Origin of the sequence: uncultured Aquimarina sp., from assembly GCF_947492115.1 — a bacterium.
Taxonomy (GTDB): domain Bacteria; phylum Bacteroidota; class Bacteroidia; order Flavobacteriales; family Flavobacteriaceae; genus Aquimarina.
Genome location: NZ_CANLMM010000006.1, coordinates 142,041 through 157,789 on the forward strand (window position 1 = coordinate 142,041; position 15,749 = coordinate 157,789).

At 33.4% G+C, this 15,749-nt stretch carries 3 protein-coding genes; all 3 read right to left on the bottom strand.

Going from position 1 to position 15,749, the window contains the following annotated elements; translation table 11 throughout:
- Positions 1–25 precede the first annotated feature (25 nt).
- Complete coding sequence (locus Q1A73_RS18105) at positions 26–12,307, bottom strand: SDR family NAD(P)-dependent oxidoreductase (protein WP_299608353.1); 12,282 nt, start codon at positions 12,305–12,307, stop codon at positions 26–28.
- Between the two features lie 439 nt (positions 12,308–12,746).
- The gene (locus tag Q1A73_RS18110; protein WP_299608355.1) at positions 12,747–14,033 is read right to left on the bottom strand and encodes a citrate synthase; all 1,287 of its coding nucleotides are present in this window, start codon (positions 14,031–14,033) and stop codon (positions 12,747–12,749) included.
- A gap of 325 nt (positions 14,034–14,358) precedes the next feature.
- Positions 14,359–15,651: a phosphopyruvate hydratase gene (gene eno, locus Q1A73_RS18115; protein WP_299608357.1), complete on the bottom strand. Its 1,293-nt coding sequence runs from the start codon at positions 15,649–15,651 to the stop codon at positions 14,359–14,361.
- Between the last annotated feature and the right edge of the window lie 98 nt (positions 15,652–15,749).

Here is a 15,749-nt window from a genome sequence, read left to right on the forward strand (position 1 = left end):
TTACATTTTCAACAAACGCTGTTTTCTAATTTTGAAAATGTAATAATGGGTGTAATTTTGTTTTCTTTTTATTCTCTGTCCCTGATATATCTGATGGTATCCAATATGTCTCCCTTGCAAATGGATATGTAGGCAAGCTTATTCTGTTTGGTTTTTCTATTCCGTATAACAGATTCCAATCAATAAAGACATTTTTAACCCATAACTGGGCCAACGACTCGGACTCTTTTAATTCAATTGATTTCTGAATGAATGCTCTACCTGCTTCTCCTTTTAAAATAGAAGTGGCATTTTCTTCTTTACTATTACCTGTATACATCAAGTTGGAAATAGACTTTTTGGAGTTATGGTCCAAATACAGTTCTAGTTTTTCCTTTAATTCAGAAATAGTATTTGCAACAAATCCTAATCTCTCATCCATTGATTCTCGACCTACTTGTAGTGTATATGCAATCTCATAAAGGTTTAAATCGGCGTTTGATTTGATATATTCTAAAATATCAACTGCTCTATTTCTAAGTCCATTTTTATCGGATGCAGATAATACGATAACTGCTGGGTCGCTTGTATTATATTGTTTTGGATGATCAGAACCATATTCTTCAACCACTAGATGGGCGTTACTTCCTCCTGCACCAAAACTACTTATCCCTGCTACTCTCAATTGATGATCTTTGACTTCCCAATGTGTTGTGCTTTTTTGTAAATAAAAGGGGCTTTTCGCTAGATCTAAGTATTTATTTGGTTGTTTTAACTGAGGATTCCCAGGTATTAATTTATGTTTTAAGGATAGTAATACTTTTAAAAACCCAGCTACTCCTGCTGCCGCTTCTAAATGTCCTATATTGGTTTTTACACTTCCTACTCCACAGTAAGGTTTTTCAGGTTTAGCGATATTTTGTTCTTCAAACAAATCATCAAATGCCGCCTTTAGACCATCTATTTCTATTGGATCCCCCAAGGCGGTTCCGGTTCCGTGGGCTTCTATATACCCGATATTCCTTACATCTACCTTCGAATTACGATAAGCATCTAATAATAGTTGTTTTTGGGCATTCATGTTTGGTGATGTCAAGGTATTGGCTTTTCCTCCGTGATTCTCGGAAGAACCTTTTATCACCCCATAAATTTGATCCCCATCTTTCTGAGCTTGATGTAATGGCTTAAGGATTACAATTCCAACTCCTTCACCTCTAACATAACCATTAGCGCTATCATCAAAAGTTTTACACCTACCATCTTCACTTAACATCCCTGCTTGACTAAACGAAAGAGTTAGCTCTGGAGACAGTAAGGCATTTACACCTCCTGCTATAGCCATATCGCATTGCCCATGTCTTATGCATTCAACCGCTCTATGAATCGAAATTAATGAACTTGAACATGCGGTATCAATAGGTTCACTTGGCCCGTGGAGATCAAATAAATATGATATTCTATTAGCTAAAATAGAATGTGCAATACCTGTAGAAAATTGAGCCTGACTCGCGGCGTATTCATTTTTATTAAGTAGTGTTGAATAATCTGAACTTGAGCAGCCTATAAATACTCCTGTATTACTTCCTTTTATTTTGCTAATAGGGATCGAAGCATCTTCAAAAGCACCATAAACTGCTTCTAAAGTAATTCTTTGCTGAGGATCCATAAGTTCTGCTTCTCTTGGTGAAATCCCAAAAAACATTGGATCAAATTTATCAATGTCATCGATAAACCCTCCCCATTTTGATTTCGTTTTATTTTTATCCAGATAAGGATTCCCATAATATTTTTCCCATTTCCATCTGGATTCCGGAACTTCAGTGATTAAGTCTTGGTTATTTTTTATGTGGTCCCAGAAAGTATTTACATCTGGAGAACCTGGAAAACGACCACTTATACCTACCACCGCAACTGCTGATGATTTATGGGAAGAATCAGCTAAATACTTGTATGATTTTTTAAAATTATGATCTAGAGGAACACTATTTTCTGCAATGTTAGCCAGATCAATTGAAGATGATTTAACCTTGGATAAATCTTCTTTAGCATGAAGACTATTTTCATTTAAGCTATCACCATGTACAATTTTTACTTTCGCTAAGTAATTTTCGATTAAAAAATCAACTAAAAGTTCAATTGTAGAATAATTATAAAAAATCGTTGGTTTAAGATCTAAATCATAAAATTCATTTAGACTTATAGAAAATTTTGTTAATGTTACCGAATCGAAACCATAATCTCCTAAATCCTCATCAATTTCAATATGTGCCTTATCAATTTTTAATAGTTTATGAATTAGGTCACATATTTTATCAACTACCTGTTGTTGAATCAGCGAAACATTGGTTGGCATTAAGGCACTTAACTCTTCAACTTCTAATGATTTTTCTGGAAAAACAATATTCGAATCAAAATTATCTTGTATCCAATAATGTTCCTTTGCGAATGGATATGTTGGTAGACTAATTTTTCTTGGACGAAAATCTGTATAAAGTAATGACCAATCAATAAATACGCCTTCTACCCAACTTCTTGAAATCTCATCATATTTCTTATTCCTAATAGCATCCGCAATGAAATCAAGGTTTTTGGAATCTTGTGGATAGTTAAGAGTATTCTTTTTAACGCTACCTATAGATATATTGTTAGTATCGTTACTTAAGTATTTTATTAATTTTTCAATTATCTCTTCGATATTGTGAGCAGTAAATGCCAATCTTTTAGACATTTCTTCTCTACCCATTTGCAGTGTACCTGCTATATCATAAAGATTTTCGTTTGGATAGTTTTCTAGATGCGTTTTTAAATTTAGTACATACTGTCTCAGTCTATCCGTTCTTTTTGCAGAAAGAACAATAATTACCGGGATATTGAATTTCCCTTTATCAGACTGTTTTGATTGATATGACTGTTTTGATTGATATTCTTCAATGATAATATGGGCATTGCTTCCTCCTGCTCCAAAGCCACTAACTCCTGCTATTCTGGGAATATCGTTTTTGCCGTTCCAATTTTCTAAATGTTGCTGAACCCTGAATGGAGTGGTGTCAAAATCAATATTAGAATTAAGCTGAGATGCGTGTAATGAAGGGACTAGTTTTTTGTATTTAAGCTGTAAAAGTACTTTTGTAATGCCTGCAATTCCGGCAGCAGACTCGCAATGTCCGATATTGGACTTTATAGATCCAATGCTACAATATTGCTTCTTTTGAGTTCCAAAAGCTTTTGTTAGGCCTGCTATTTCTACAGGATCGCCCAAACTGGTTCCAGTTCCGTGTGCTTCGATATAGCTGATATTTTCGGCTTTTATTCTAGCATTTTTAATAGCAGTTTTGATCACAGATGATTGAGCTGTTGGATTTGGAACTGTATATCCATTTGTTTTTCCTCCATGATTAATTGCTGTTCCTTTAATTATACCATAGATTCTATCACCATCTCTTTCTGCTTCTGCCCGTCTTTTGAGAAGTAACGCTCCCACGCCCTCGGCAGGAACAAAACCTTCTCCCTGACTTCCAAAACTTTCGCACTTACCTCTATTAGATAAAAAGGTTCCCTGGCTAAGCATAAGATATTTATTGGGATGAATTGAGATATTTACACCTCCTGCGATAGCTACATCTGAAGCTCCTAAAATCAAATCGTTACAAGCTAAATGAATTGCAGTTAAGGAAGAAGAGCACATTGTATTAACTACCATGCTTGGTCCATCAAAATCCAAATGATGCGAAACTCTGTTAGCAATTCCAGATGTAGTACCACCTAGTGTAGTGGGTTTTCCTTCTATAGTTTTCTCTATTCCAAAAAAACTATATTCTTCATACATTACGCCTACATAAACCCCTGTTTTCTTTCCTTCAGAAAACTCTTTTGATAATTCACTTGCCTTATAACCCGCATCTTCGATCGCTTCCCAGGTTGTCTGAAGAAACAACCTTTCTTGTGGATCCATCTTCACTGCTTCTTTTGGCGAGATATTAAAGAAAAGAGGATCAAATTCTTCTACCCCGTTAATAAAGCCTCCGTATTTACAATTTATCTTTCCTTCTTTCCCTTTTTTAACATCATAAAATGGATCAATATCCCACCTGGATTTTGGTATTTGGGTAACACTGTTTGTTCCTGTTTTTAGGTTTTCCCAAAACTCTTCCATATTATCTGCACCGGGATACCTACCACTCAATCCAATTATGGCTATCTCTTCTTGTAAAAACTTCTCTTTTTCTACATAGAACTTTGACTCATCTGAAAGCGTATTCTTTTTTTCGAGTACTTCATGATCCAAATAATTGTTTCTAAAGCTATTTTGTAAATCATTGTCCTTTCCATTAATCTCTCTTCTTAAGCTCTCTCCATATTGCTGAACAAAATATTCTGAAAGTTGTTTTAAATTTTTGAATTCAAAAAATACCGTAGTTTGGAATTTGTCAAATTTCCTAGAAAGTTCTTTAGACAGTAACCCTATTAATATAGAATCAATTCCTAAAGACTCAAAAGAAGCGTAAACATCTATTGATTTTTCTTCAAGTTTTAACACTTTATAAAAAACTCTTTTTAGATATGATTCTGCATATTCTTGTAAATTTAATTCTGCTGAATTTGATTGTTTTTCGGTTAACTGAGAGGTATTTAACTCTGTAATGTCTGTTTTTTCTCTTTCTGCAGGAATAAGTACTTGGCCATTACTCTTACCCAAAATAAGTTGTTGAGGTATATCTTCTTTATTCTCTAATGAAATAAAGTCATCAAATCCAGCTTCTTCAAGTACATTTTTCCAACTTTCTTCTGATAGTATAGGGCTCCCTTTTATTCTTAATTCTTGATCCTGGTATCCCCACCATCCATCTAACAATCCAAAAGTAAGTGTGAAAAATATGTCTTTCTTTTTCAGCTCATTCAATACCAAAATCCCATTCTTTTTTAGTAGCCTTTTAATATTGAGTAATGAACTAGATATGCTTTTGGTTGCATGTATAACATTTGAGCCGATAATGATATCAAAGGACCCAATATCTAAGGATTTATGTACTTCTTCGTCCTCTATATCAAGTATAGCGGTCCTGATGTATGGTGTCTGATCCGAATATTGATCACGAGCATATATCAAAAATCGATTCGAAACATCTGTGTAATAGTAAATAACATTGTCCTTATATTGAGATAATTCCTTAAAAAGAGCTTCACTTGTGGCACCAGTTCCCGCTCCTACTTCCAGAATTCTTATCTTATTATTGATACCATTATTTTCTATGCCATTTTTTACAATCTCTTTTACAGTCTTAGCTAACGTTTGGTTAAAATAATCGAACCTGTAATTCCCTTTATAAATACCTTCAACATAGTTCAAATCTCCATTGGGAAAAATAATATCTACCGCATGATTATTTCCTCTTAATATTTCTGAATAAGAAGTAAAGCATCTTTCTAAAAGATTTATATAAGATGCTAAATCTTTATATTCCAATCTGATTCTTTCGAATTCACTTGAAATATCATAATCTCTAAGTTCTTCCCTGAGTTTTTCATCGATTGAAATGTCATTTGCTAATATTTGGATGTAATCTAACTCTTCTAGATATTTAAGAATTTCATCAAATAGCTTATTGTATTTTGGAACTATGTTCAGAAACTGACATATATCATCCGTTAATTGCTCATTTCTTTCACTTTGAGTGAACTCCATAAGCCCCATCTCTATTAACACTTGTAATATTCCTTTGCTACAAACAAGTTTAAGTTCTGTATCAGCCATCTGGTTTTTATTATATGCATCAATCTCTGGAGTAACAAGGGAAAGAGCCGAGCTATCCTTTAGATCAATCATCATTTTATCCATTAGTTTGTTTTGAACTATTGCGGATCGCTGACTGTTAAGTTTCATAGCGATAATCTCGGTTTGCTTCCCGGATAAAACTTTTTCCAAGACTTCCATTCCTTCTTTTGGAGAAATACTATCCATCCCCATTTGTTTCATTTTCTCTGCATAGATTTCCGAAGCGACAACACCTACTTCTCCCCAATACCCCCAATTAATAGTGTATATAGGTATACTCAGGGTATTTCTTAAACTGTTGCATAGGGAATCCTTGTAGGTACAACCTGCAGAGTAATTAGCTTGACCTGGTGCATTCCAGTAAGATTGAATGGAAGAATAAAAACAAATAAAGTCTAATGGCTCTTTTTTAAAGGTACTTACTAAATTATGGCTTGCTATTGCTTTTATTGAAAAAGAACTAATAAAATCTTCTTTTTTCATATTCATCAAACTCATATCATTGAGTACCAATGCAGAGTGAAACAAACCATTTATAGATCGATATAACTTTTTGATTTTATCATAAGCTTGTAACAGCTCAAGTTTATTATTTGCATTACATTGAATATAGAGCGGTTTAGGTCCTACTTGTTCAATTTCGTCTTGTGATTTCTGAATATCCTTATCTAATTCTCTACGACCTAACCATATTACTTGAGCATTGTATTTTTCTGCCAAATAGTGTGTTGTTATTTTGCCAATTCCACCCGCACCACCTAAAATCACATAAACTCGATTAGCTTTTAGTCTGGTACCGGTTCTTTGGTTTAGTGTGATATTAGATAATTTTCTTTTATAAAAATTACCGTTTCGATAACCAACTACATCATTGATATAAGGAGCACGTAATATTTTTTCTATTTCTTTATGGTCGAACTCTTTATTTTCAAAATCAATAATTCTAATGTTCACAGAAGGTATTTCTTTTGCCAACGAACTCATTAATCCATTGACTCCTCCTCCTCGATGAGTAGCTAAATCTTTTTCAAAGATTTGCTTTGTATTTTTGGTAAAAACGGTAATATTAAGGTTATGAATATCGCAATCCGAACGTAGCAAGGATTTAATGGATTCAAATATTGACAGCTCAGTTCCATCATAAATATCCACATTGTTATATTGGATATTTTCATCGTACCATCCTGATAAGAAGTATACATTTGTTGTTCTTCTATTAATTTGATCAAAAGAAGCAACTTCTTCAAACTGACATCCCCGATCACTTAAATAATTACCTATCGCTTCTGATAAACTGGTTGATCTACCATCTGTTACCAGCGTATGGACCCCGTCACTAATTCCTTTTTCAATTTGAAGTGCTTTAGCTTTTTCCCAAACAGGAACGTATAAGAGGTTATTGTTCGATAACGTTACTCCGTTATCGTTTCCAATAGTATTTACTAATTTCTTATTCTGTGGTTGTGGTAGTAGTATTAATTCTTTAAAATTAAAAATAACCTCACCTTCTTGATTAAAAAGATCTATCTCGAAAGTAGATACGTTCTTTTTCAGTTGTTTGTTTGAGTGATTTCGAACATAACACCATACAGTTTCAGGTAGGTCTCCAAGTATATTTAGTTGCTTAAGACTAAACGGCATAAGAACCCGAGGTGCATCATCCATCATCATATTTTGCAATACACAAGTCTGAAATGCCGAATCCATAATTCCTAGTAAAGTAGGATCATTTTTACTAGGCAATTCTATTTTAGACAACGCTTCTTTTTCATTGTAATAAAACCCTTTAATCCCCTTAAAGCTTTGACCATAACGAAGACCGTTTTTAGCTAACAAACGATAACATTCTTCTCTATTTTTTGAGTTTAGCAATCTTCCTTTGATTGCATTTAGATCAAAAAACCTATTTTCCAACCTAGAAACGGTAGTTTGAATATTCCCAGATCCATGTAGCACTTTGGTTCCATCATATTCCGTTATAATTTCGTAAGAACCTTCTTTATTGATGTGAGTTTTGACACTTACTTTTTGATGATCTTTCGACACCGATATTGGTTGAAACCAATTAACATTTTCTAAAGCGGTAACCCTTTTGTGAAAGCTTCTTTTACCCGCTTCTTTTGCGATCGCCAAATAGGCAACTCCAGGAAATACTTTTTCTTCAGAAACTATGTGATCGGTAAAAAAATATTCGTTCCCATTAAATTCGCTGCTATACCCTGGTTGTTCTCTATCGGATTTGGTAATGTGTATTAAGGAATGGATTTCTTTTTTGTTTTCTTCCAAAGAGTCATCCTTCTGAATCCAACAACGTAATTTTTCAAAAGGATAGGAGGGAAATTCAATTTTATTTGGTCTATAGTTCGAATACAATCGACTCCAATCAATTATAGCCCCATTACACCAATATTCAGCAATTTTAACTAAATTATCTTCATCAGAATTCATTCTAAAACCATCTGGCATCGAAACTGGATTTTCTTCCCTTAGACCAGTGTTTCTATAAATTTTTTCTGATTCTTTGTGATTTCTATAATCAATTAATTTCTGAGTTAAACCTGCCAAGTCTTTGTAAATTATAGCTACTCTATTGGCCAAATCCTCTTTTGTTACTTGTGAAGTATACGAAAGATCTAGAGGATTGATAAGTGGGTTTTCCTTCAAATGAAATATAACTTTATCTATATATTCATTCAATCTATCTGCATTTTTTGCTGATAAAATGAAAAGATAAGGTTGGTTTTTTATGGTGTCTTGTATTTTCGTTTGACCCGGATAAGATTCTATAACTACATGACTATTAGCGCCTCCCAGTCCAAAACTACTTATACCAGCTCTTAAAATATTATTATCGTTCTTGCTTATCCAATTACTTGTTTCATTCTGAATATAAAAAGGTGTATTGTCTAATACTATTTTAGAGTTTAATACATCAAAATTTAAAGAAGAGGGTAGGCTCTTTTTTTCTATTGACAATAGCACTTTTAGCAATCCAGTTATTCCAGATGCAGCTTCTAAATGACCTACATTTGTTTTAATCGAACCTAATGCGCACCAAGGTTCTATTTCTATTCTGTGTTTAGTGTTTTTACTAGCATAGGAGTTGTTTGATTTAGCATGTATGAGGTTTTTAAATGCTTCGGATAACCCAGAAATTTCTATTGGATCTCCCAATGCCGTTCCAGTTCCGTGTGCTTCTATATAGTCCACGGATTCAATTGGCACCTTGGCGTTTATATATGCATTTTCAATAAGTTTCTGTTGTTTTTCCGGATTTGGAACAGTGAGACCACCTGATTGACCACCGTGATTTACCGCAGTAGATTTTATAACAGCATGTATTTTGTCTCCTTCCTTTAGAGCTGTTTTTAAAGGTTTAAGCAACATATATACCGCTCCTTCTCCCCTTACAAATCCATTTGCTTTTTCATCAAAAGTAAAGCACCGTCCATCTTTACTCAACATTTTGGACTTATAATAAGAAATACTGCGAGAGGGATGACATATGATATTTATACCTCCTACGATTGCTTGATCGCTTTCTCCAGTTTTTATTGATTTAACAGCCTCATTTAAAGCTACAAGAGAAGATGAACAAGCGGTATCGATCTGTATACTCGGTCCCTCAATATCATAGAAATAAGAAAGTCTATTGGCGATTATTGCTGTAGAAGTTCCTGTTCCTGATAAGGTTTCTTCTACTTTATTATCTCTTAACAACAATTCATAATCACTCCCGCTTACTCCTACATATACTCCAGTATTACTCCCTTTTATTTTGGAAGGCTTATAACCCGAATTCTCTAATAACTCCCATACTAACTCCAGCGATAATCTTTGTTGAGGATCCATTAATTCGGCTTCTCTTGGTGTTATTCTAAAAAAAGAAGCATCAAATTTATCTATATCTTCAACATATCCTCCCAGGTTTATACCCTTATGCTCTTCATATATATCAATCCATTCTGGCCAGATCCATCTATCTTTTGGTGTGTCGCTTATTACCGTCTTTCCTTTTTCTAAAATATCCCAGAGTGCTTTATTTGTAGAAGCACCTGGAAGTCTGAAACTATACCCAACAATGGCTACCTCATTGCTATCAGACGTATCCTTAATCCCTTCTTCATTCAATTGTTGAGAATCGCTTGATCGTGTATGCTTTTCCTCTTTATCAAGTATGGTTTCAGGAGATAGCTCCAATAACCTATTTACAATAGCCTTAGGTGTGTTAAATTGGAAAAAAAATGTGGATGGTGTTTTAATTTGATATGTATTATCTATTAAAACGCCTAATTCCATTAAATCAGCAGAATCAAGTCCCATTTCCATTAAAGGAACATCAAAATCAAAATCAGAAGAAGAACGTAATAGTTTATTTATTTTTTGATAGATATCATTTTTAATTCCTTCCAACATTTTATCTCCCGAAAATTTCTTTTCTTCATTTCTATTTTGAGAACTTTTAGATTCGTTTAACAAGTCATAGCTTATAAGGACTCCATTTCCTAAATTTTCTTTATCCCTTTTTCGATATCCAAACAAAATATCCGAAACTGTTGCGCCGTGTAAGCCATGAAATCTTAAAATAGGGTCAAGTGGAAGCCCTCTTTGGTCTTCTGTTCGTACATATTCTTCATAGGTAATGCCTGACTCCTCAATAAAATCTCTGCAACGACTTACTCCAACAATTCGTTTTACAACACCCTTTAATTTCAAATGTGTTACTAGAAACTTCAATAGCTTATCTCCTAAACCCATATGCTGGCAGGAAGGGGTTATATTCAGATTTAATAATTGAATAATATCAGAGCTGGACTGATTCAGTTGATCGATATCTTCAAACTTAGCATTCTTTAGAACCTCGACACTTTCGATATACTGTGTATAAACTGCACCTACTATTTTCCCTTCAAATTGGATCACAAAATGATTCGTAGGTTTTTTTTTAATTCTCTCTTTTATTATACGCTGGCTTTTTCTAAGGTTTTTAGGCCAACAATCTTTTTCTAACTGATACAGTTCATCAAGGTCCTTTTCGGATGCAGTTCGTATAGCGTAGTTTTCTTTTTTGAAATAATTTAAGGTAATTCTAGAATAAGGTAATTGACTTGGAAATTTTTTAGAAAAATTTTCATCAGGAAATAACCCAACATTTGCAGTTGCTAACAAAAATGTCGATGCTTCGACTAAATGCTGGTGAGAAAAGGCATGATATGCATCAAAATGTAAGTTTTCGGATTCATTCAAAAACCTATTCACCATGGAGAAAGGCAAAGAATGTACTTCTAAGATAATAATACCAAATCTGGACTTCAACTTTGCCCATCTATCAAAGTGTTCTACTAAACTTCCAAAAGCTAACTTTTCATCTATTAGTTGACCATTTTTATCAATACTAAAACTTTCAGAATCTACATAAGGAAATTCCTCTTTTGCAGGAATATATGGTCTGTCATGATCTAAAAATGATCTTATATGTAATACATTTTCAGGGTCATCAATTCGTTCAGATAGTGATTCGTATAAAGCTTCCGGATCTCCGATATCTCCTGTAATCAGCAAATTAGGAATCTCTCCTAATGTTTTTTCTGTCTCTAAAAGTGCTTTTTTGTTAAAATCAATTCCTATTAATCTTAGTGGGTACTTATCAAATACCTTACCCCGCTCAGTATTTTCTGTAATTGTTTGATAAATTCTCTTCAAAAAGGTACCGTCGCCACATCCCATATCAGCAACGTAAGACGGTTGATTATCAAAAGGTTGTTTATTAAAGATATCTATAATAATATCGTCAACTTCTTTAAAATATCTTTGATGCTGAAAACCGCTAGAAATGACATTTAAGCTTCGATCGACGTGTACTTCATGACCTTCATCAGAATATTCAAAAAGTTCTTTTGGATTTCCAAAAAGTAACGATTCCATGTTGTAAAGCAACGACGTATAGGAAACTACTGTTCCGAAATTCATTGCTTTGTCAATTAGTGTATTACCAAAATCGGAAAAACTGATATTATCACCTTCTTTCATCAGCCATCCTCTTTCAAAAAATAAAGCAACAATTTTAGACTGTATTTTCCCGTGAAATATTTCTTTATCGAATTGATACTTATAATTTTCAGAACATGCTCTTAATTTCAGCATTATTGGTATTAATGTAATACCATCGAGCATAGATATTAAAAAAGGGTCCTTACAATTCCATCCTTTTTTCAAGTCATCTAGTATATCCGAATACAGTTGTACATCTTCAATTGGTGACTCCTTACTAAAACAATCTTTTTTAATTAGTTCTAACAAGGAGATTGGAACGTCTTCCGTTTTTTGGCTTACCAATTGATACTTACCATTTTCAGTGATCTTAAACCACCCCATAGATAATAGAATTCTTAAGGTGGCTTTCATGTATCCGGAATTGAACGATATAATTTCAGACAATTCTTCCAAAGAAAAATCAATCTTATTTACTGACTTAAAAAAACCTCTTTTTTGTAAAGCGCAAATTACAGGAATAACAACATAGCCATGACTCCAAGAGTTCAATAGTTTTAGCATCTAAGTAGAATTTAAATATAAGTTCCGTATTACTTAGTTACGCAACGGGGAATAATGTTACCTTAAAATTTGAATTTTCTTGAATTTTTAAAAAATATATTTTCAAACATTCGAAATAATAATAATACTTCAATAAAACTAAGTTTAAAACAAATAATCCTCAAAAATAAATTAAACAATTATTTAAGAAATGTTAATTAAAATAGAATAAACACTAAACATTATTTAGTGTTTTTTAATAAAAGAAAGATCTTAACATGTACATTTATTCACATTAAAAAAGTCTTACTACTCCAAATACATTTACTAAAATGTAATTAGTTCGTTATTTTATTGCAATACCCGTAATAAGCAAAAAAGCCGCTAACATAGTTAGCAGCTCATTTTCAATTTACTATATTGAAAAAATCAATACCCTTTTTTACTTTTTATACTTTTATTATCTCTCAGAAACCGATTTAAACGCTCTGTAAGTTTCTCCTGTATATATTTGTCTTGGTCTTCCTATCGGTTCTTTACGCAGACGCATTTCTCTCCACTGCGCAATCCAACCTGGAAGTCTACCTAAAGCAAACATAACCGTAAACATTTCTGTAGGTATACCTAAAGCTCTATAGATAATCCCAGAATAGAAATCTACATTCGGATAAAGTTTTCTTTTAACGAAGTATTCATCTTCCAAGGCTACTTTTGCAAGCCCTTTAGCGATATCTAAAACAGGATCTTCTATCCCCAGATCTCCTAATACTTCTTCTGCTGCAACCTTTATAATTTTTGCTCTAGGATCAAAGTTTTTATATACCCTATGTCCAAATCCCATTAAACGGAATGGATCTTCTTTATCTTTCGCTTTAGCGATGTACTTTGCAGTATCTCCTCCATCTTCTCTAATTGCTTCTAACATTTCTATAACCGCTTGATTGGCTCCACCATGTAATGGACCCCATAAAGCAGAAATACCAGCTGACAAGGAAGCGAATAAACCTGCATGAGAAGAACCTACAATTCTTACTGTAGATGTCGAACAGTTTTGTTCATGATCTGCATGCAAAATTAATAGTTTATCTAGTGCATCATTTACAATTTTATTAGCTTCATATGTCTTATTCGGTCTAGAAAACATCATTTTGCTCAAGTTCTCTACATACCCTAAAGAACTATCTCCATAATCCAAAGGAAGACTTTTTCGCTTTCTCATCGTCCATGAAGCTAGAACAGGAAACTTAGCCATTATTTTTACAATTGCACCATACATTGCTTCTTCTGAATCTACATCTACTGATCCAGGATTAAAAGCAATTAACGCACTTGTTAAGGAAGAAAGCACACCCATTGGATGAGCGCTTTTAGGGAATCCATCTAGGATTCTTTTCATGTCTTCATCTATATGAGACTCTTCTTTAATGTCTTTATCGAATTTATCTAATTGTTCTGCAGTTGGTAAATCACCAAAAATCAACAAATAAGCTACTTCCAAAAAATCTGCTTTTTCTGCTAATTCTTCTATAGAATATCCTCGGTATCTTAAAATTCCTTTTTCTCCATCTAGAAAAGTTATTGCACTCTCACAACTTCCTGTGTTTTTATATCCTGGATCTATTGTAGTGATACCACCTGTAGCACCTCTGAGAGTTTTGATATCTATTCCTAATTCTTTTTCAGTTCCTTCGATTATAGGGAACTCATATTTGTTACCGTCGATTTCTAAAATAGCTTTTTTTGACATTGTTATTATTTAGAATTTTGCTGTTATAGTAAGGGTTGCTAAATTACAAAATATAGTGTTAATATATTATTAATCGCACTATCAATTTTGCACAGGAAATATCATTTTTGAAGTTATTTTTCATATAACTTTCAATAATCATATAATTCATCAATCATAACTTACTCCATAACTATAAAAAGTCCAATACGTAATTATTAAGACTAAGGAAAATAAGCACAACTTTTACGAATATGAAAAAGATTACTTAAAGGATATTACCTAATTTTTTATTGATTTACATATAAAAAAAAAGCTCACCATTAAGGTGAGCTCTTTGATACATTTATTTTTTGACTTTAAATGCTTTTTCTTTTGGATAATACGCTACCATACCCAATTCTTCTTCTATTCGAAGTAATTGATTGTATTTAGCCATTCTATCACTTCTAGATGCTGAACCTGTTTTTATCTGTCCAGTATTTAAAGCAACTGCTAAATCAGCTATGGTATTATCCTCAGTTTCTCCTGATCTATGTGACATCACAGAAGTGTACCCTGCATTATGTGCCATATTTACTGCTGCAATAGTTTCAGTAAGTGTACCAATTTGATTCACTTTTATCAAAATTGAATTCGCGATACCATTCTCGATTCCTCTAGACAAACGTTCTACATTTGTCACAAACAAATCATCTCCAACTAACTGAACCTTATCACCAACTTTTTCTGTCAAATATTTCCATCCATCCCAGTCATTCTCGTCCATACCATCTTCAATAGAGATAATAGGATATTTTTCAGTTAAGGAAGCTAAATAATCAGCTTGCTCTTCGCTAGTTCTAACTACTCCAGATTTTCCTTCAAACTTAGTATAATCATACTTTCCATCTACATAAAATTCTGCCGCTGCACAATCTAATGCTACCATTACTTCATCTCCAAACTTATACCCAGCTTTTTCTACTGCAAGTGCTATAGAATCTAAAGCATCTTCTGTACCATCTAAAGTAGGAGCAAAACCACCTTCATCTCCTACAGCTGTACTTAATCCTCTATCATGAAGAACTTTTTTTAGATTATGAAAAATCTCGGTTCCCATTTGCATAGCATGTGTAAAGTTTTCAGCTTTTACAGGCATTACCATAAACTCTTGAAAAGCAATTGGTGCATCACTATGAGATCCTCCATTAATGATATTCATCATAGGAACTGGTAATGTATTAGCACTCACTCCTCCTACGTATCTATACAATGGCATATTCAGCTCATTAGCAGCAGCTTTTGCAGCAGCCAAAGAAACACCTAGGATCGCATTCGCTCCTAATTTGGATTTATTAGGAGTTCCATCTAATTTGATCATTGTATGATCTAATAAATTCTGATCAAACACTGAAAAACCAAGTAATTCTTCTGCGATTATGGTATTCACATTTTCAACAGCTTTTTTTACTCCTTTACCCATATAGTCACTACCACCATCTCTTAGCTCTACCGCTTCATGTTCTCCTGTAGATGCACCAGATGGAACCGCTGCTCTTCCTAATACACCATTTTCGGTTATCACGTCAACTTCTACAGTTGGGTTACCACGTGAATCTAAAATTTGTCTGGCGTGAATATTGATAATTACACTCATTTCTTGATTTGTTTTTGTTGGATAATTTTAATTCTTCGCAATATACAAAACGAGTTAGTTTAAATACCTCAGAAAACCTCTTAATTTATTGCTTAAAC

Bases quoted from the DNA above. Each gene is read 5' to 3' on its own strand.
- Q1A73_RS18105 (WP_299608353.1), bottom strand. From the start codon at position 12,307: ATGCTAAAACTATTGAACTCTTGGAGTCATGGCTATGTTGTTATTCCT.
- Q1A73_RS18110 (WP_299608355.1), bottom strand. From the start codon at position 14,033: ATGTCAAAAAAAGCTATTTTAGAAATCGACGGTAACAAATATGAGTTC.
- eno (WP_299608357.1), bottom strand. From the start codon at position 15,651: ATGAGTGTAATTATCAATATTCACGCCAGACAAATTTTAGATTCACGT.